The sequence below is a fragment of the Epilithonimonas hungarica genome, from assembly GCF_900102265.1.
GTDB lineage: Bacteria > Bacteroidota > Bacteroidia > Flavobacteriales > Weeksellaceae > Epilithonimonas > Epilithonimonas hungarica.
Genome location: NZ_FNBH01000001.1, coordinates 267,922 through 288,172, shown reverse-complemented (window position 1 = coordinate 288,172; position 20,251 = coordinate 267,922). Strand labels below are relative to the sequence as shown.

Below are 20,251 nucleotides of genomic sequence, written 5' to 3'. Positions count from 1 at the left end.
TATGAAACTGTTGTTATCATTATTTGCAGCTTTGGTTATGTTCTTTCAATCTTCAGACCTGGAAGCTTTGAGAGACAGTTACGCTGTTGCTAATCAATCCAAAGAAAATGCTAAAAACTTCATCGAAATTGCTGATAAAAAAACATCTTCTGATCCTGTAATCTCAGGCTACAAAGCAGCAGCTAAAGTTTTAGAAGCCAAAGTAACAAAAGACGGCAAAAGAAAATCGCTAGTAAAAACCGGAGCAACCAGCCTGGAAAGCCTGATAAAAAGTAATCCTAACAATACTGAATTAAGATTAATAAGATTAAGTGTTCAGGAGAATGTTCCTAAAATTGTGGGTTATCATAAGAATCTGAAGGAAGATAAAGAATTCGTTCTCAACAATTACAGCAAGCAAAATTCTGCACTGAAAAGCTACATCAAAAAATTTGCTGCACAATCCAAAACAATGACTGCGGCAGAAAAAGCGACTTTAAAATAAAACAATGACCATCTCCGAAGTTCAAAATGCAGTTTCTGAAAAGAAAATATGTGTTTTAATACCGACTTACAATAATGAAAAAACTCTGAGGCGAGTGATTGACGGTGTTTTGGATTACACCGGAAATATTATTGTGGTCAATGATGGTTCAACAGATTCTACCTCAGAAATTCTAAATAATTATTTGCAAATAACAGTCGTTTCTTTACCAGAAAACAAAGGAAAAGGAAATGCGGTTAAAATAGGGTTCAGAAAGGCTAAAGAATTAGGTTTTGATTTTGCAATCACGATTGATTCTGACGGACAGCATTATCCTGATGACATTCCTGTTTTTATAGAAGCCTTACTTACCGAGAAAGAAGATGTTCTACTGATTGGAAATCGCAATATGTCGCAACACGGAATCCCAAGAAAAAGCAGTTTTGGAAACAATTTTTCCAATTTTTGGTTCTGGTTCGAGACCGGGATCAAACTGGAAGATACACAATCTGGTTACCGGCTTTATCCTTTGAAAAAGATCCCGAAAAAATATTTCACTCCGAAATTTGAATTTGAAATCGAAATCATCGTAAGGACAGCCTGGAAACATATTCCTGTAAAGAATGTTCCTGTAAAAGTGCTTTATGACCCAGCTGAGCGAGTTTCACATTTCCGACCATTTCGGGATTTTACAAGGATCAGTATTCTGAATACGATATTGGTCTTCATTACTTTGATCTATATTATTCCTAGAAACTTCATCAGGAATTTCAAAAAAAAAAGTCTTAGAAGATTTATAAAAGAAGATGTTCTGGAAAGCGACGGAAGCAATCGTAGTAAAGCTTGTTCTATTGCTCTGGGGATTTTTTTCGGGCTTTCTCCGTTTTGGGGATTTCAGACTGCGATTGTAATTTCTCTGTCAGTACTTTTTAAGCTGAACAAGGTTTTAGCATTTGTTGCCTCTAATATCAGCCTGCCTCCCTTTATCCCGTTTATTATTGCTGGTTCTTTGTTTATAGGAGCGCCTTTTGTAAGTGGCGAAAGTAATTTTTTTGATCAAGATCTGAATTTTGAATTGGTCAAAAACAATCTTCTACAATACATCATTGGAAGTTTTATTTTGGCGACAACAGTTTCTTTGGTTGTTGGAATTGGTTCTTATATCCTTTTGAAAAAGATAGATCCGAAAAACGGCTAAAGCCAGGAAATATGCATCATAATTCTCTTTTATTAATATTTGAATCTCGCAGATTTTTGAGAAATCATCTGCCAAATTTGCAAAATCTGCGAGAGTGCTAAAAATCAAAATCCATAACGCACTGATAATCAATATTTTTATTGTTTTTAATTTTTAAATGCGTTTGCCCTAGCTAAATCACTTTAATTTCCTCAATGTCTTCTTAAAATATTTTTCAACATTTTCTTTATCCGGAATCGTCGTGATTTCTTTTGTCAAAGCTTTTTCGAATTCAATTTTTGCTTTCTGATATTCTTTTTGTTTAAAGTAATATTTCCCGGCTTGATAATAGACCCACCAAAAATCCGGATTCAGAGACTGATAATAAGTAAAAAAATCATTCTGATCAATCTCTATTTTACCATCAATAGCACTTTGAACTTGAGAATTTACAAATTTGTATTCTTCATAATCTTCGAACTGTTTAGAATTTACAAAAGGATCTTTCGCAATATTCAGTTCTGATTTTGCAAATTTTCCTGTTTTTGATCGCTTATCAGAAAAGATCTCGGTCAAATCATAACAGACAAATTCTCCCAATTGATAGGGATTAGAGGACACCCAAACCAATTTTTTCTCAGGCGAAAAGATCACGGCGTGATGCGCCAAAAGTTGATTAAGTGCTTTCTCATTTCCAAAACCAATTTTCTCTCCTTTTAACCCAGATCTGTCTCTTAAAATCGAAGCCATTTTTTCCGGATTTAGCTTTGGATTTTCATTTAAAAGTTCTTGTAGTTTTTCATAACGATATTCCGAATGACTTTCTAATATATGCTTTTGATTTCGCTTGTCATCTTTATAAGCATCGGACTGAAAATGATTCGTACAAAAAATTTTGCTCGAATTTTCAACTTTATAGACTCCAAAATTATCCGGAGAAACTTCTATAATTACCGCATTTTTATCATTTGCACTCCCAACTAAAATAGATTCGGAGACAAATACCTTCCTCTTTTTTGCAATCGCGATCGCTTCTTCAATATTTTTAGCATATTGGAGGATTTCCCTTGTCACAAAAGAAATCGGCGTTTTTGCTGTCAAAGGGATTTTAGACTTTCCTGCGTTGATCGTCACAGTGACCCCTTCTTTGTTCATCCCAGAAACCACACCGATCATTCCTGGCCAGCTAACAGACATATAAGGGATTCCTTTTTCCGGTTCCACAAATTCGATCAGTTTATTTTTAGCAAAATCATCACCGACATAAAAATCGAAATTTCGCCCGATCAGCAAATCACCATCTTCTGTATTTTCATTCCAAACGGCCAAAGACGAACAGCCGACCATCATCAGATCCTGCATGGCGTGACCAATGTCGTGAGCGCCATGTAAGTACAAACTTCGAAGATATTTTGGAGCGATAAAATTATATTTATCAGATGAATATTGAGATAATCCGTACAATTCTGCCTGAAAATCTTCACGAACATTCAGATACATCTTTCGGTTGTACCATTTCAGAAAGCTTCTTAATAATTTTTGTTTGAATTTTGACGGAACAAAACCTTCGACCTTGGAAAAGAAGATATCTTCCTGTTTCTGCATCAGGTCTTGTGTCAAAGCGCCATTGTTATAGCCCAACTGCAAAGGATTTCCTTTGATATAAAGTTCCCAAAGCTGTTGCTTGTTTTTCGTTAAATAATTTTGATCAAAGCTAAAAGTCGAGTCATTGATTTTATTAACCTTTGGAATATCAAGTGAATATTGACCTACTTCCGGAACGTGACGAATCGATTTTGAAATCCCACAAGACGTAAGACTTAGAATCAATAAAAAATAAAATAAAACTCTTTTCATCAATTCTTGTTTATGACTTCCATTAATCTTTCGTCGATAACTTCTTTTCCAAGAATCTCAGAGCAAGTGACAAATGCACCGATCGTAACACCAAGAATCCCGTGCATATTGATACTTTGACCCGTCAGAAACAAATTGCTGATTTTGGTTTTTGGAGAAATAATGGTTTTCAAAGGATTGCTGGAATCTTTCACATAACCGTACATATTTCCTTTGTAACCACCAATGTAATCTCTGTAAGACAATGGCGATGATGTATAAACTGCTTCTATGTGAGAACGCAGATCAGGAAATTTTTTCTCTATCTCGCTAATGAATTGCTCGGCTTTTTTTTGCTTGAAATCTTCGTAGTCTCGTCCTCTTTCGTGATGTTCTGCAACCGTATTGAAAGAGTTTTCCCATTCTTTGACCTCATCATACTCCATATAAGTAATGGCTGTCAGACTTTCAGAAAATTCCGGATCTTGGTTTGAAGAACAAGATGAAAGCATATAGCATTCCGGCCATTTTACCTCATCCGGCAATGATTTTTCCCAAACAATATCTTCTGACCTGTAATGATAATAATTATAATTAAAATGTTTGAAAGTATTCGGTCTCAGAACAATGTAGATACTGAAACAAGAACTGATGGGCTCAAGGTCGTAGATTCTTTTCGTAAACGACTTTTTATATCGTTCCTGCCCAACCAAATCCAAGGTTGTCCGGATCTCAATATTGGAAATAAATTTCTTGGCAAAAAATTCTTTACCCGTTTTGGTTTTAACCGATTTCAAAATATTCTCATCATCGAAAACAAACTCGTTAACTTCTGAATGTTTATAAACCTCTGCGCCATATTTTCGAAGTTCCTTTATGATCAATCTGGAGATTTGACTTCCGCCATTGATGCACTTGTAAGAGCTTTGAATATAGGAATTAACTGTCAGAGCGTGAACATACAACGGCGTTTTATTGGCAACACCAGCGTATAAGAAATTAGAACCGGAAAGTACAGCCTGAAGTTTTTTATTAGGCGTAACAGATTCTATAAATTTCTGGGCATTGATGTAAAGAATATCATCATTATATTTTCCTTTTCCGATAAGATTATATCTCGGAAACTCGTTACAAATACTCTGGATTTCTTGGATATATTTGGTTAGATTCTCTCGTTCATCCGGAAATATTTTGGACAATTGTTCCACGAAATTTTCATAACCTTGAGAATGTGGATATTCTATCTCATCATTATCGAATGTGATTCTGTCAAAACCGTTTTCATCCAGTTTTTTCAGGTTCAAATCCTGCATTATTCCAAGATAGGTAAAATACTGATTGAGATTCTGCCCTTCGGAAAGTCCGCCTAAATAATGGACGCCTGTATCGAAAATCAGTTTGTCTCTGGAAAAGGTTTGAAGATTTCCGCCATATTGATTATTCTTCTCCAGAACGCATACCTTAAGACCTTCCTTCGCCAGAACAAGGGCCGAAACAAGTCCTCCTAAACCGCTTCCGATAACCAATATGTCGTATTCTTTTTCCAGTTTTTTAGAATTTAGATTTTAGACTTTAGATGCTATATATTAAAAAAGTATACTTTAACCATTGAATCGTTCGCAGCCCGGCTTGAGCGGAAATCCTTTTTGTGGAGCAAAGCGGAACAAAAAGATTGGGAGCGGAAGACGGATTAAGCTGCCATAAAAATATTGAAAATTAATCAATATCATCCCAAAAGTCAAAGTAATTGAACCATTGGAGCGGATATCTTTTTATCATTGATTCAAGATTCTGAACGTAGGAATTGAGCAAACCTTTAGAATCGCGGTTTTTGATGTTCTGAGCAACTCTTGCATAGAGATGATAATGGAGTTTTTTTTCCTTCATCACGTAAACATAGACCACAGGAACGCTCAACCTGGAAGCAATCAGAAATGGCCCGGCGGGAAATTTCGCAGATTTACCAAGCAATTCTGTTTCAAGGAATTTGGAGCCTTCGAAATAGCGATCGCCCGTGAAACAGATCAATTCATTTTTGGACAAAGCTTCATTGATCTCAAAAATGTGGGACATATCGTCTTTGACGTAGATGAATTTGATATTGCTTTTCTTAACCGCAATACGATCCATATATTCCCGAATAACTGTAACTTCCTGGTCTGTTGTAACTAAATTGATCTGAGCATCAAAATCGATGTCGGCAAAAAAGTGTTCTGCAATTTCGAAATTTCCGATGTGTGCGCTGATAAGGACACCTCCTTTTTTTTCATTCAGGAGGCTTTTGAGATTTTCGATTCCGTCAAATTCATAGGTAAACCGATTGCGTAATCCAACGGAAATCGCCGTTTTATCAATCAAAACCTTACCGAAAACGAAGTAACTTTTGAAAACCGATAACTTTGACCTCCAATAACTGTAACCTAATCTTTTCTTGAAATAGTAGGAAATATATTGGTTGCTCTTCTTTTCGAAAATGAAATAGTAAGCCGCAACAAAATAAAGAACAAAATAGGAACTGCGAACTCCAAGATTCTTAATACACCAGACAAAAATCTGATAACCTAATATCGTTCCTTTGGATTTGCCTTTCCATTTGTTCATAGCGCAGATGTTAGATTTTAGATACTAGACCAATAACATCTTCGGGTTATGCCGTTTTTTCAGAAATCTTTTGCTCTATTGTATCATAGAAATCATCGAACGTCACAATCTGCTTGAAATCAGCTTCTCCCAACTTCACACCAAAATTGGACTCGATAATTACGACCATATCGATGTAGTCCAGACTATCCAGACCCAGAGTTTCCTTGAGGTTGGCGTCGTTTGCGATATCGTCTCTATCCACCTCAAATTCGTTGACAAGAAAATCATTAACAATCGTAATAATTTTATCTTTTTCCATAACTTTATTTAAACAAATTTCTTAACAATTAGTGCTGAATTGGTTCCTCCGAAACCAAAAGAATTCGACAAAAATACGTCAATTTTTTGAGTTTTTGTTTTTGTTATGAGATTTATCTTTTTTGCGTCGTCATCCGGATTCTCAAGATTGATATTCGGAGCTACGAAATCATTCTGCATCATTAGAATAGAATAAATGACTTCGCTTGCACCAGCCATCCAGCACTCGTGTCCGGTCATTGATTTTGTGGAACTTACCGGAACTTTGTTCCCGAAAATTTCGTAAATCGCTTTTGCTTCGTTGGCGTCTCCCAAAGGTGTAGAAGTTGCATGCGCATTGATATAATCGATATCTTTAGCACTTAACCCAGCTTGGCTCAGAGATCTTTCCATTGCCAAAGCGGGGCCGTCAACATTAGGTGTGGAAATATGTCCTCCGTTGGAAGAAAATCCATAACCAGCAATTTCTGCAATGATATTGGCGCCTCTTTTTTGTGCAGACTCCAGACTTTCAACAATCAAAGTTGCTGCGCCTCCACTTGGAATAAGCCCGTCTCTTCCGGAATCGAATGGCCTTGATGCTTTTGTAGGCTCATCTTCTCTCACAGAAAAGACACCTAATCCATCAAAGCTTGCCATTGAAAATTTGTTGGTTTCCTGAGCTCCTCCACAAACAACTATATCCTGTAATCCATTCTTTATCAACAAATAAGCTAATCCTAAAGAATGTGAACCACTTGCACAAGCAGCGCTAATTGTCAAATTGATTCCTCTTAATTTGAAAATCGTGGAAAGATTCATCGTCACGGTGGAATTCATAGACTTGAAAATCGCACCAGAACCCATTAATTGTGTATCCTTCTTTTCTCTGACAATATCCGTAGCTTCTATAACTGCCTGAGAAACACTATCATTACCATAAAGAATCCCTACCTCATTATTATCTAAGAACTCTTGCTCTATTCCAGCTTGTTTTAATGCATCAATGGTTGCCAAGTAAGCGTATTCGCTTTCTTCGCCCATGCTTATTCGTTGCCTTCTGTTGAGAAGACTTTTCAATTCCGGTTTTGGAACACGACCTGTTAAACCAGATCTGTAACCAAATTCCTTTCTATCTTGGTCCAGAACGATTCCAGATCTTCCCTCATAGAGTGATTCCCTGACTTCATCCAAAGAAATCCCAATGCAGGAATAAATTCCCATTCCGGTAATTACAACTCTATTTTCCATTCTGTAATTCAAAGTTTAGGGTTCAACGTTTAAAAATAAAACTCTGAACCTTAAGAGTAAATTCCTCCGTTAATATTAATCACTTCACCTGTAATGTAAGATGATTTTTTTGATGCTAAAAATGCTACCAGATCTGCCACTTCTTCCGCTTCGCCAAAACGATTTGCTGGGATCATTGCTTTCAATTCGTCTTCATTTAGGTCGTAAGTCATGTCGGTTTTGATGAATCCTGGAGCAACAGCATTGACAGTAATATTTCTCTTGGCAATTTCCTGAGCCAAAGCTTTTGTAGCCCCGATCACTGCTGCTTTTGCCGCAGAATAATTGGTTTGTCCAGCTGTTCCTTTCACGCCGGAAACAGAAACCATATTGATGATTCTTCCATATTTGTTACGCAACAATTTCTGAATAAAGAAATTGGTCACGTTAAAAAAACCGTTCAGACTTGTATTGACAACATTATTCCAATCCTCGTGTTTCATCCACATGAACAGTCCATCTTTGGTAATCCCTGCATTATTCACGATAACTTCGACTACAGAATCTGGATTTTTATCCTGCCAATCGCCAAGCACTTTCTGAGTTTCCTCAGCATTTCCTACATCAAATTTAAGAATTTCGCCCGTAGAGCCCAATTCTTGAACCTTTGCCAAAGTTTCCTCCGCTGCAGCTTGATTGGATGTATAATTTATCAAAATATGATAGTTTTTTTCTTCTGCCAATTTCAGACAAATAGCTCTCCCAATTCCTCTTGAACCGCCTGTTATAATTGCACACTTCATCTGGTAATCTTTAGATTGTCTTTAAATATGTTTTAACTTTCTCCAAATACGGATACATTACCATATCATCGGAAAAAGCAGGGATTATTTTTCTAACTTCATCATACAGCTCTTTGGTTGATGACGAAATCTTATCCTGAAAACCAAGATATTCAATCGCTTGAACTATTGTAATTAATTCAATTGATAGAACTTCGAAAGCATTTTCGATGACTTTTCTGCAAATCACAGCAGCATTGGTTCCCATACTTACAATATCCTGATTGTCATTATTATTCGGAATACTATGAACGTACATTGGGTTGGACAACATCTGGCTTTCCGCCGTTGTAGAAGTTGCCGTGAACTGAACGCCCTGCATCCCGAAATTGAAACCTAATTTCCCAAGATTCACAAATGGTGGAAGTATTTCATTGATTTTAGAATTCAGAAGATAATTCAACTGTCTTTCAGCTAACATTGTCAGTTTTGTAACCACAATTTTCAGCTTGTCCATTTCGAGAGAAATATAATCGCCGTGGAAGTTCCCCCCGTGATAAACGTGCTGGTCTTCGACATTGATGATTGGATTGTCATTCGCTGAATTGATTTCATTTTCCAACACTTTTTCTGTATATTCCAGCGTATCCAAAACAGGTCCTAAAATCTGTGGAACACATCTGATCGAATAATACTCCTGAACTTTTTCTTTGAAGACTTTATCCTGTTCTTCAAAATGAGTATATAAATGATCTGCCCTTTTTCTTACAAGTTTGCTGTCGGATAAATGATCTCTCATTTTTGCAGCAATCTTCTGCTGACCTGCGTGAAGTTTTGTTCCATTGAGAACTTCTGACAAATGATCATCATAAGCCTGGACAATTTCATTAATTGCGCAAGAAAGTTCAAGCGAAATTTCGGTTAATTGTCTGGCTTTGTAGGCATTTACAATCCCAATTCCTGACATCACAGATGTTCCGTTCATCAGGGCCAAACCTTCCCGGATCTCTACATGGATTGGTTCAAGTCCTTCGATTTCGAAAACTTTTTTCGTTGATGTTCTTTCGCCTTTATAGAAAACTTCTCCTTCTCCAATAAGCACCAAAGCTAAGTGTGCCAATTGAACCAGATCACCACTCGCTCCAACGCCGCCGTGTTCGAAAATCAATGGTGTAATATCCCTGTTAATTAATTCTCTAATTAAATTAACAACAGAATTGTGGACACCCGAATTCCCAAGAGACAACGTGTTCAACCTTGCTAACATACAAGCTTTAACTTCCGTTGCAGGCAAAGGATTCCCGATGCCGGAAGAGTGACTTCTTATTAAATTATATTGAAGCTGATGCGTGTCATTATCATTGATCTTGAATTGTGCCATGGGGCCGAAACCGGTGTTCACACCATAGATCACCTTATTTTTTGAAAACTCTTTCAGGAACTGGAAACTTTTATCAACTCTCTGTAGGAGTTCCTCATCAAGTTCTATTTTTTGGTTCTCGATTATTATCTTTTGGAAGTCTTGAATATTTAAGTGGTTGTTAATTTTCATTAATTATAGTAATAAAATACAAATTTCTTATATAATTGAATATTTGTCATTAATTTTGCGCAAAGATAAAAGTTTTATTAAACAAATGAGTAAAGAATTTGTTGATGTTCTAGTCATTGGCGCCGGACCTTCGGGTTGTGTCTCCTCTGCTTTCCTAAAAAATAATAACATCAATGTAAAAGTTGTTGAAAAAACAAAATTCCCAAGAATTGTCGTTGGCGAAAGCCTTATTCCAAGAGTAATGGACCATTTTGATGAAGCCGGGCTTTTTCCTGCGCTTGATAAAATGGGGTTCGAAAAGAAGCTAGGCGCTCGCTTTATGCGGGGTGATGAAGTTTGTATATTCGATTTCAGCAACAAGTTCGGGGAAGGCTGGGATTGGACCTGGCAAGTTCCGAGAGCAGATTTTGACAACACTTTGGCTCAGGAAGTTATAAATAAAGGAATCGACCTGGAATTTGAAACCGAAGTTATCGGAATCGAATTCAATGGAACTGATTCTGTCACAACTGTAAAAAACAAAGAAGGTGAGACGAAAGAGATCCACGCCAAATTTGTTATCGATTCCAGTGGTTACGGACGAGTTTTACCGAGACTTTTAGATTTAGAAAAACCTTCAAAGCTTTCTCCGCATTCTGCGATTTTTTCTCACGTTAAAGATATTAATCGCGAAGAAGGTGTGGAAGGAACTTTAATCTCATTTGATATTATAGAAACCGAAGTTTGGCTTTGGGTCATTCCTTTTTCAAACGGAAATACAAGCTTGGGAATTGTAGGACCAACTGAATATATCGACAAACTTTCTGAAAATGGTGATACTGCTGACGCTTTAAGAAAAGCCATTTCTCTTTCTGATTATTATGTAAAACGTTTTGGCGATGTTGAATTTCTTTTTGAACCAAAACATTTGAAAGATTATTCCTGTTCTGTAAAAAGTTTGTTCGGAGACGGATTTGCTTTGACAGGGAATGCTTCGGAATTCCTTGACCCGGTTTTCTCATCGGGAATGGCTTTTGCCACAGAATCCGGAATGCTGGCAGCGAAATTAGCTTTAAGACAACTGAACGGAGAAACCATCGATTGGCAGAAAGAATATTCCGATTACATTTTATATGGTGTGAATGTCTTCACAACTTATGTGAAAGAATGGTACACAGGAAATCTTCAGGAATTATTTTTCCATCAGCCGGAAAACCCTGATGTGAAAAGAAAGATCTGCGCAGTTCTCGCAGGTTATGTTTGGAATAAGAAAAATCCGTTTGTGAGATTACACGATTCTGCAGTTATCAATCTTGCAAATTATATTAAAGTGGAAAAACTGGAACAGCAATAAAAAAGACCGCTTTTGCGGTCTTTGGTTTTACTTAATTTTTTTATCGATCATATTAGCTAAAGTTTTAGCTGTCTTTGCATAACTTTCCGATATCCTGTCATTATTATTAGGAAGTCCCACAAAATTATCTCCTGGCGCATTTTTGCTGTCAATCTCTAGAAGAACATTAGAAGGATTTGCCGTTTCCACAAATTTTAGATTCATACTTACTTTAGAAGGCTGATTCATAACTCCGCCAAACCAACCTGGATAGATCCAAACCGTTTGTGCAATAAGCGTATATTTAGCATTTTTATTATTTACAGATGTTTTGATATCCGTATTTTTATTCATAGAGGAAAGGAATTTATCTACAAACTGAGTATCCTTAGAATATTCCCAATCTTTTTTCCACCGTGTAAATTCCTCCGGACTCTTGTTAGCTTTCTGAATGTCCTTTTCCTTTTTAGCAATATAAGCCGATTCGTCCATATTTTCTTTATAGAACTTCATCTGACTGTAATCCATTTGCAGATTCAGTTCTTTTTGTCCTTTCAGAAAATCAAAATTCCCTGATACAACTTTCATTTTTTGTGCCATTACAAAAGCTGACACAGACACCAATCCCAGTAATAATAATTTTTTCATAGTTTTTTTTATTAGGTAAATATATAAATATTTTGATTATTTGATCTGCTTGGCAATCTGTTTCCACAAAAGCCTACCTGTTTTTTCATAGGCAACAGAAATTCTCCCATACTCCATCATATATTCTGAATTTGGGTTTTCGCTTATCCCGACACCTTCTATTCCAGACGAATCTACACTGAATAAAACATTAGAAGGATTGTCCGTTTCTATCAATTTCAACTCACTTGTAAGTTTCGCTGGCTGCATTACAAATCCAGCCGACCAGCCGGCATAGATCCAAATTGTTTTTACGATAAGTGTGTATTTGGATTGGATATTATTTTTAAAAACAATGTTTTTAGACTTATGATTGATTCCTTTCAGAAACTTCTCCATATACTTCGTTTCTTTGAAATCATTCCAATCCTTACTCCATTTCTCCCAGTCTTCCTTAGTTTTTTTCGGATTGTTTAAAATGTCATTTTTTTTATAATCCAGATATTGGGCTTCTGTAAAGTTCTCTGCTTGAAAAATGACATTTTTATCAAAAACCAATTGTACATTGACCTCCGTTTGGTCTTTAAGAGAAGAAAAATCGCCAGAAATAAGTTTCATTTTTTGTGAATAAGCAATTGTTGCAAATCCTACAAAAAGCATTAAAAATAGTTTTTTCATTGGTTATTAAATAATTCTAAGTTCGTAAATCTATAAAATTAATTGGTTTTCTACTGTTTGGATCATAAACGATTTTAGACAACACATCGAAATCCACAATTTCAATCTTTGGCCCAACTCTTAATTTTGCTCGAAAATGGTCTCGAACCTCGTTCACAAAATTCTCATCTTCATTGTCCGTACTTAGTTTTATTATAATTTCATCCAATCCGATTTCATCCGACTTAATAACGATCTGATAACACAGAATATTATTAAAATCATTCAGAATATCATTCATCACCGGCGGATAAAGTGTTGTTCCCTTATACTTTATCATTTGCTGCTTCCGCCCGATTACAGGACTCAGCCTCATAGTATTCCTTCCACATTTGCAAGGCTCGTAATGCGCTTTTACCAAATCTCCCGTTTTAAACCTCAACAAAGGAATTGCCTCAACACCCAACGTGGTAATTGTCAACTCTCCACTTTCCCCTTCTTTTACAGGGTTTTCGTTTTCATCAAGAATTTCTGTGATAATTAATTCCGGATGATGATGTCCACCAATTTGGAACTCACATTCCGTAAAAGCTGTGCTCATTTCCGTGGAAGCATAGGTCGAAAATAGCTGAATATCCCATCTGTTTTTGATTTTTTTCGAAAGAATATTATCTGTAAAATCCTGATTTTTGATACTTTCTCCAATGCAGACCACACCGTAAACACTTGAGTTTTTATAATCGATGCCATGTTTCTCCGCATAATCAATCATCTTTAGAAGAAACGACGGAACAGTGATCAAATATTTTGGTTGATATCTGAAAATCGAATCCCATTGCAGTTCCGGAATTCCCGGTCCCATTCTCACAACACTCGCTCCCATTTTTCTGAGTCCAAGAAAATAGGCCAAACCTGCCATAAATCTTTTGTCTATGGTTGTGATCATCTGTACGACATCGCCTTTTTGGATTCCCGCACAGGCAAAAGAAATCGCTTCGTTGTAAGCCAATCTTTCCAAATCTTTGTCCGACAATCCGAAAGTTACCGGATCACCCAAAGTTCCGGAAGTTGTGCTGTAATCCACAATTTCAGTTTGAGGAACACAGAAAAAATCCTGATTGTTCGCCTGGATATCATTTTTTGAAGTCGTCGGAATTTTTGTTAGATCTTCAAGCGTTTTGATTTCATTAATATCAATTTTATTTTCAATAAATAATTTTTGATAAAAAGGCGAATTGGATTTAAGATAAACCAAAAGCTCTTTCAATTTGCTTTCCTGAAAGGTTTTGATTGATTTTAAATCGGATCTTTCAATGGTTGGGTATAGTTCCAAGATAATATTTTTTAAATTTTTATTAACCACAAAAGTTTTTTGCTAATACTTTAGTCTAATTGAAAAAAACAAAATAGTTCACTAAAGAACACTTAAGTTTTGAAATCTTCGATTTTGTCATCTCAAGTGAATTATAACTTTCACAATAATAGATTTTCTTAAGTGACTTAAGTGTTTACACTAAAACAATTCCTTTGTTGCTTTTGTGGTTTTAGTACAAGTCACAAATTTATAAATTTTATGATTCTGAATTTGAAGTTTTTATCATTCAGAAACGCTATAAAATATGCTTTAAAAATCGACAAAAATCACTAAATTCGCAAACTTAATCCATCAGAAACAGATTTTAGAGTTTGAAAATGAGCAAGTTCACTGAATATAAAAGCCTTAGCCTTACTGAAACTGCAAAGAACGTTGCAGAATTCTGGAAAAACAACAATACTTTCAAAAAATCCGTAGAGATCCGAGAAGGACAACCGGAGTTTGTTTTTTATGAAGGACCACCTTCCGCAAACGGAATGCCTGGAATTCACCACGTTATGGCAAGAGCGATCAAGGATATTTTCTGCCGTTTTCAAACACAGTCAGGGAAGCAGGTTTTCAGAAAAGCAGGCTGGGACACGCACGGACTTCCTGTGGAACTGGGTGTAGAAAAGGAATTAGGAATTACAAAAGAAGATATTGGCAAAAAGATCAGCATCGAAGAATACAACGAAGCTTGTAAAAACGCCGTGATGCGCTATACCGATGTCTGGAACGATATGACCGAAAAAATCGGTTATTGGGTGGACATGGAAAATCCTTACATCACCTACAAGCCAAAATACATGGAGTCGGTTTGGTGGCTTTTGAAACAAATCTATGACAAAGGTCTATTGTACAAAGGTTACACGATCCAGCCGTATTCTCCGAAAGCAGGAACAGGATTATCATCTCACGAGGTTAATCAGCCTGGTGCTTACCGTGATGTTTCCGACACAACCGTTGTTGCCCAGTTCAAAACTTTACCAGAATCGTTGCCTTCATTTTTACAAGGTTTTGGTGATGTCCATTTCTTAGCCTGGACGACGACACCTTGGACTTTACCTTCAAATACGGCTTTGACGGTTGGCCCAAAAATCGATTATGTTTTGGTGAAGACTTTCAATCAATATACTTTTGAGCCGATCAATATTGTTTTGGCAAAAGCTTTGGTTGGAAAACAATTTGGGAAGAAATATGCAGAAGGAACAAATGAAGATTTCGCTAATTATACTTCTGAAACGAAAGTTATTCCTTATCAGATCTTAGCCGAATCCAAAGGTGCTGATCTGGTTGGGATCAAATATGAGCAACTTTTAGATTACGCCAAGCCTTACCAAAATCCAGAAAATGCTTTCCGAGTGATTTCAGGAGATTTTGTAACGACGGAAGACGGAACAGGAATCGTACATACTGCGCCCACTTTTGGTGCAGATGATGCGAAAGTTGCGAAAGAAGCAACGCCTGAAGTTCCGCCAATGCTGGTTTTGGACGAAAATGAAAATCCGGTTCCATTGGTAGATCTGCAAGGTAAATTTTTATCAATCGTTAATGACGAAATTTATGGTTTTGCCAACGAATATGTAAAATCTGAATACCTGAATGATGACGAAAGGAATACAGAATTCAACATTCAGAAAGAGAAATTAAAATCGATCATCTCTGATTTAAAAGTTTATTTGTCTGTAGATGAAAGAATTGCTTTGAAGCTGAGAAAGGAAAACAAAGCTTTCAAAGTTGAGAAGTATGTCCACAGTTATCCGCATAGCTGGAGAACAGATGAACCACTGCTTTATTATCCACTGGACTCCTGGTTCATCAAAATGACAGATTTGAAGGACAGGATGTTCGACCTTAACGAAACCATCAACTGGAAACCAAAATCCACAGGTGAAGGACGTTTCGGAAACTGGTTGAAAAATGCCAACGATTGGAATCTTTCCCGTTCAAGATATTGGGGAATTCCGTTACCGATTTGGAGAACGGATGACAAAAAAGAAGAAAAAATCATCGGTTCTGTTGAGGAATTGTACAACGCAATTGAAAAATCTATAAAAGCTGGTTTCCAGAAAGAAAATCCGTTCAAAGGTTTCGAGATTGGAAATATGTCTGAGGAAAATTACGCTTTGGTTGACCTTCATAAAAACGTGGTGGATAAAATCATTTTGGTTTCTGATTCCGGAAAAGAAATGAAGCGTGAGAGCGACCTTATAGATGTTTGGTTCGATTCCGGAGCGATGCCATATGCGCAATTGCATTATCCATTCGAGAATAAAGAATTAGTTGACAACAACAAAGCTTTCCCTGCAGATTTTATTGCAGAAGGTGTTGACCAAACTCGTGGCTGGTTTTATACCTTGCACGCAATTGCAACGACGGTTTTCGATTCCGTAGCCTACAAAAATGTGGTTTCTAACGGTTTGGTTCTTGACAAGAACGGACAGAAAATGTCCAAACGTCTCGGAAATGCGGTTGACCCGTTCGAAACACTTTCTGTTTATGGACCAGATGCGACGCGTTGGTATATGATCTCCAATGCAAATCCCTGGGAAAATCTGAAATTCGATATTGAAGGCATTGACGAAGTGAGAAGAAAATTCTTCGGAACGCTTTATAACACCTATTCCTTCTTCGCTTTGTATGCGAATGTTGACGGTTTCAAATACTTGGAAAGCAACATTGAAAATCGTCCGGAAATCGACCGTTGGATTTTGTCTGAATTAAATCTATTGATCAAAGAAGTTAAATCTTTTTACGAAGATTACGAACCGACAAAAGCTGCGAGAGCTATCAATAGTTTTGTGAATGACAACTTGTCCAACTGGTATGTAAGACTTTGCAGAAGGCGTTTCTGGAAAGGCGATTATTCTGATGATAAGATTTCTGCCTACCAAACTTTATATACTTGTCTTGAAACTATTGCTAAACTTTCTGCGCCAATTGCACCATTCTTTATGGACCAACTTTTCCAAGACCTTAATAAAGTAACTGGAAAAGAATTGGTAAATTCTGTTCACCTGACAGACTTCCCAGTTGTGAATGAAAGTTTGATTGACCAAGATTTGGTTGAGAAAACACATCTCGCTCAGCAAATCACATCTATGGTTTTTTCATTGAGAAAGAAAGAAAATTTGAAAGTCCGTCAGCCTTTGCAAAAAGTAATGATTCCTGTTTTGGACAAAAAGACAGAAGAGCAAATCTTAGCTGTTTCAGAGTTGATCAAACAGGAAGTCAACGTAAAAGAATTGCAGTTGATCAATGCAGAAGAAGCATCGCATCTTATTGTAAAACAGATCAAACCGAACTTCAAAACATTAGGTTCAAGGCTAGGAAAAGATATGAAAACTGTGGCTGGAGATATTTCAAATTTCACTTCTGAACAGATTGCTTCACTAGAAAAAGAAGGAAAGACTACAGTTTCCGGATACGAAATCACTACGGATGACGTTGAGATATTTACGAAAGACATCCCCGGCTGGACGGTTGCAAGTGAAGGAAAAACAACTGTGGCATTAGATTTGACGCTAACGGAGGAATTGAAAGCCGAAGGAGTTGCAAGAGAGTTCATCAATAGGGTTCAGAATCTGAGAAAAGAAAAAGATTTTGAATTAACGGACAGAATATCAATCCAATTGGAAGAATCTTGCCCTTTCAAACAAGAATTTATTAACAATGATGCATATATTTCTGCAGAAGTATTGTCGGATAAAATAGAATTTGTAAATTCACTTTCAAATTTTGAAGAAATAGAGATAGATGAGGAAAAATTCAAGGTGAAAATTGAGAAATAATTATTACTATTTAATTATTATTAAGGATTTGTGAATTAAACATCATTATTGGATTATTTCAAATTTTATCTTTATTCTTGTTGATTAAAAAATGCGTGGCTGCTATAATAAGCCAAAAAAATAAAATTTGAACAATTAACAACGATGGAAATGGCAGACGAAAAATTAAGATATAGCGATGCTGAACTGCAAGAATTCAAGCAATTGATCCAAGATAAAATTGCAAAAGCAGAAAATGACCTTGGTCTTATAAAAGAAAGTTTTATCAATAATCAAAATAACGGGACAGACGATACTTCGCCGACCTTTAAAGCTTTTGAAGAAGGCGCAGAAACACTAAGCAAAGAACAGAATGCAATCTTGGCATCGAGACAGGAAAAATTTGTTCGTGATCTGAAGCACGCATTGATCCGTATCCAAAATAAGACATACGGTATTTGTAGAGTAACCGGAAAGCTAATTCCAAAGGAAAGGTTGCGAGCTGTTCCACACGCAACACTTAGTATCGAGGCTAAGAACATGCAGAGATAGACAATTACCTTCAAAATACAAAGTCCTAGTTTCTGATTCTAAAAATTGGAAATTGGGACTTTTTTCTTATAACGAATGATGTTAACTATTATTTTACTGTTGGCCGTTGCAATTGGTTTTGCTCTCAGTAGAAAGCAAGCGGTCAAGAACATTTTCAGGTCTGAGCAGAAATACCACACCATCGACGACGAGTACAATGCAAAACGTAAAGAACGACAAGATGAGATCGATGAGCTCCTCAGCAAAATTGGAAAAAACGGCTTGAACGACCTTACAGAAAAACAGCGTAAAAGGCTGGACGAATTATCCAAGAAATAAGTAATTTGAATTACATTTGCAAAATCTTTTGAAGAAACATTAGTCTCAAAAAAATCAACAATGGAATCTATAATTGTACATACCAAAAACTCTATGGAGCTGACTGCTCTGAAAAGCGTGCTGAAAGACATGAATATCGAGTTTGAAAAATTTCACACAAAAAACAATTTTCATAATAAGAAAACCATCCAAAAGATCAGCGACAGAAAGGATAAAAAGATTACCAGAACACCAAAACCAAAAGGACTGTAATGAAGAAAATAGTCGCAATCACATTCTTGATTCTTCTCATTGATCAATTTTCCAAAATATATGTCAAAACCCATTTTCAACTTGGTGAAAGTGTGAATGTTTTTGGACTCAGCTGGTTCAAGATGACCTTTGTTGAAAATCCCGGGATGGCCTACGGATTACATTTCGGTGGGTTGTGGGGGAAATATGCTTTGATCATATTGAGAATAGTTCTGGCGATCGGAATGGTTATTTTATTTAAAAAATGGCTTAAAGAAGGAGCTTCCAACTATCTTATCATTCCAATGGCAATGATATTTGCAGGCGCGATCGGAAACGTTTTCGATGGCGTATTCTACGGCGTCATTTTTGATAGCGGAACTTTCTATGATGCTGGATCTGGAACATGGATCGATTACAGTGGGATCTCCAAACTCACGCAATTCGGTCACGGTTATTCTGACCTCATGAAAGGTTGCGTGGTAGATATGCTGCATTTTCCTCTGGTAGATACGACTTGGCCAGAATGGATTCCGGTCCTTGGAGGAAACAGAATCGAGTTTTTCAAGTATATCTTCAATGTTGCCGATAGTTCTATCACAATCGGTGCATTGTTCCTTTACATTTTCAGAAAAAAAGCTTTTCCAAACGGATTGGACTTTTAGAAAAAAAACATCAAATACACAAATGAAAATAATTAAGAACTTGATCAAAATATTCCTGCTGCTTTTCGTAGCAGGATTTCTTTTTATCGTTTTTGCCAATTACTCTATCAAGAAAGAAAGTGATCCTTTTATTTCGTATGCGATTTCTGAAATTCCGAAGGTAAAAACCGCCGTCGTTTTGGGAACAAACAAAAGTCTGAGCAACGGGAAGCCTAATCCATATTTCAAATACAGAATAGATGCTGCTGCAGAATTGTACAGATCCGGCAAAATACAAACTATCATTGTAAGTGGCGATAATTCTGTAAAAGGTTATAACGAACCAGAACAAATGAAACTAGACCTTATTGTAAACGGGATCCCGGCAGAAAAGATCTACGAAGATTTCGCCGGATTCAGGACATTGGATTCCGTTGTAAGGGCTAAAGAAATCTTTGGACAAAACAAGGTCATTTTCATTTCTCAGAAATTCCATAACGAACGAGCTGTTTTTCTTGCTAAAAATCATGGAATAGAAGCTTTTGGCTACAATGCTAAAGATGTGAACAAATATGCAGGACTGAAAACCAATCTCCGTGAATATCTTGCAAAAGCCAAAGCCTATCTGGATATTTGGTTTCATGTAGAGCCAAAATTCGGCGGAGAGAAAATCTTAATTCCTTAGAAAAAACCTTTCAATGTTTATAATTTACCGCCCGTCATATTTTGATGGGCTTTTTATTTTTTGTCTTCTATATTTAAGAAAATCATCAAAAACTATATAATTATGGTAACATTTCTTCTCGAGATCGTCTTTAGAATTATCGACTTTTTCACTCAATTATTTTAATTTATAAATTACTTAA

Annotated in this window: 19 protein-coding genes; 9 read left to right on the top strand and 10 right to left on the bottom strand. The window is 36.4% G+C overall.

All coding sequences use genetic code 11. The features are described from left to right. Nucleotide 1: 1 nt before the first annotated feature. Together BLT30_RS01300 and BLT30_RS01295 are read left to right on the top strand one after the other, a co-directional pair. Complete coding sequence (locus BLT30_RS01300; protein ID WP_089870760.1) at nt 2-484, top strand: hypothetical protein; 483 nt, start codon at nt 2-4, stop codon at nt 482-484. 4 nt (nt 485-488) lie between these two features. Then, nucleotides 489-1,661 (top strand): DUF2062 domain-containing protein, encoded by a 1,173-nt coding sequence (locus BLT30_RS01295; RefSeq protein ID WP_089870758.1) that lies wholly within the window; start codon nt 489-491, stop codon nt 1,659-1,661. Between the two features lie 177 nt (nt 1,662-1,838). Here the strand turns inward: BLT30_RS01295 and BLT30_RS01290 are convergent, their stop codons facing one another. The 7 genes from BLT30_RS01290 to BLT30_RS01260 all read right to left on the bottom strand — a co-directional run bounded on the left by BLT30_RS01290 (nt 1,839) and on the right by BLT30_RS01260 (nt 9,920). After that, nucleotides 1,839-3,497 (bottom strand): C45 family autoproteolytic acyltransferase/hydrolase, encoded by a 1,659-nt coding sequence (locus BLT30_RS01290; protein ID WP_089870756.1) that lies wholly within the window; start codon nt 3,495-3,497, stop codon nt 1,839-1,841. Next, nucleotides 3,497-5,023, bottom strand: a complete 1,527-nt coding sequence (locus BLT30_RS01285; RefSeq protein ID WP_089870755.1) for a phytoene desaturase family protein — start codon at nt 5,021-5,023, stop codon at nt 3,497-3,499. The genes BLT30_RS01290 and BLT30_RS01285 overlap by 1 nt, the downstream gene beginning before the upstream one ends. A gap of 169 nt (nt 5,024-5,192) precedes the next feature. Continuing rightward, entirely contained in the window at nt 5,193-6,077 is an 885-nt protein-coding gene (locus tag BLT30_RS01280; protein ID WP_089870753.1) for a lysophospholipid acyltransferase family protein, read from the bottom strand. Between the two features lie 46 nt (nt 6,078-6,123). After that, entirely contained in the window at nt 6,124-6,378 is a 255-nt protein-coding gene (locus BLT30_RS01275; RefSeq protein ID WP_089870751.1) for a phosphopantetheine-binding protein, read from the bottom strand. 8 nt (nt 6,379-6,386) lie between these two features. After that, the gene (locus BLT30_RS01270) at nt 6,387-7,607 is read right to left on the bottom strand and encodes a beta-ketoacyl-[acyl-carrier-protein] synthase family protein (RefSeq protein WP_089870749.1); all 1,221 of its coding nucleotides are present in this window, start codon (nt 7,605-7,607) and stop codon (nt 6,387-6,389) included. A gap of 50 nt (nt 7,608-7,657) precedes the next feature. Next, nucleotides 7,658-8,389: a flexirubin biosynthesis SDR family reductase FlxB gene (gene fabG, locus BLT30_RS01265; protein ID WP_089870747.1), complete on the bottom strand. Its 732-nt coding sequence runs from the start codon at nt 8,387-8,389 to the stop codon at nt 7,658-7,660. Between the two features lie 10 nt (nt 8,390-8,399). Then, a complete protein-coding gene (locus BLT30_RS01260) occupies nt 8,400-9,920 on the bottom strand; it encodes a flexirubin biosynthesis tyrosine ammonia-lyase FlxA (RefSeq protein ID WP_089870745.1) in 1,521 nt (506 codons plus the stop codon). Nucleotides 9,921-10,005: 85 nt separating this feature from the next. On the opposite strand from BLT30_RS01260, the gene BLT30_RS01255 reads away from it, so the two are divergent. Further along, complete coding sequence (locus BLT30_RS01255) at nt 10,006-11,253, top strand: NAD(P)/FAD-dependent oxidoreductase (RefSeq protein ID WP_089870743.1); 1,248 nt, start codon at nt 10,006-10,008, stop codon at nt 11,251-11,253. A 27-nt stretch (nt 11,254-11,280) separates the two neighbouring features. On the opposite strand, the gene BLT30_RS01250 is transcribed toward BLT30_RS01255, so the two are convergent. The 3 genes from BLT30_RS01250 to BLT30_RS01240 are packed head-to-tail and all read right to left on the bottom strand — an operon-like array spanning nt 11,281 to nt 13,849. Then, nucleotides 11,281-11,880, bottom strand: a complete 600-nt coding sequence (locus tag BLT30_RS01250; protein WP_089870741.1) for a hypothetical protein — start codon at nt 11,878-11,880, stop codon at nt 11,281-11,283. Nucleotides 11,881-11,916: 36 nt separating this feature from the next. Beyond that, a complete protein-coding gene (locus BLT30_RS01245; protein WP_139166550.1) occupies nt 11,917-12,537 on the bottom strand; it encodes a hypothetical protein in 621 nt (206 codons plus the stop codon). A gap of 16 nt (nt 12,538-12,553) precedes the next feature. Then, nucleotides 12,554-13,849, bottom strand: a complete 1,296-nt coding sequence (locus tag BLT30_RS01240; RefSeq protein ID WP_089872836.1) for a flexirubin biosynthesis putative acyl-CoA ligase FlxY — start codon at nt 13,847-13,849, stop codon at nt 12,554-12,556. A 359-nt stretch (nt 13,850-14,208) separates the two neighbouring features. Between BLT30_RS01240 and ileS the strand changes: the two genes are divergently transcribed. From ileS to BLT30_RS01210, 6 genes are all read left to right on the top strand, one after another. Further along, the gene (gene ileS, locus BLT30_RS01235) at nt 14,209-17,661 is read left to right on the top strand and encodes an isoleucine--tRNA ligase (RefSeq protein WP_089870738.1); all 3,453 of its coding nucleotides are present in this window, start codon (nt 14,209-14,211) and stop codon (nt 17,659-17,661) included. A 150-nt stretch (nt 17,662-17,811) separates the two neighbouring features. Further along, on the top strand, nt 17,812-18,192 hold the full coding sequence (locus BLT30_RS01230; protein ID WP_089872834.1) for a TraR/DksA family transcriptional regulator: 381 nt from the start codon (nt 17,812-17,814) through the stop codon (nt 18,190-18,192). A gap of 75 nt (nt 18,193-18,267) precedes the next feature. Next, complete coding sequence (locus BLT30_RS01225; protein ID WP_245707089.1) at nt 18,268-18,510, top strand: DUF6576 domain-containing protein; 243 nt, start codon at nt 18,268-18,270, stop codon at nt 18,508-18,510. 60 nt (nt 18,511-18,570) lie between these two features. Further along, entirely contained in the window at nt 18,571-18,762 is a 192-nt protein-coding gene (locus BLT30_RS01220; RefSeq protein ID WP_027383452.1) for a DUF2683 family protein, read from the top strand. Then, nucleotides 18,762-19,406 carry a lipoprotein signal peptidase gene (locus tag BLT30_RS01215; protein ID WP_089870735.1) on the top strand — a complete coding sequence of 215 codons (645 nt, stop codon included), beginning with the start codon at nt 18,762-18,764 and terminating at the stop codon, nt 19,404-19,406. The genes BLT30_RS01220 and BLT30_RS01215 overlap by 1 nt, the downstream gene beginning before the upstream one ends. Before the next feature lie 22 nt (nt 19,407-19,428). Further along, entirely contained in the window at nt 19,429-20,070 is a 642-nt protein-coding gene (locus BLT30_RS01210) for a SanA/YdcF family protein (protein WP_089870733.1), read from the top strand. Nucleotides 20,071-20,251: the final 181 nt, after the last annotated feature.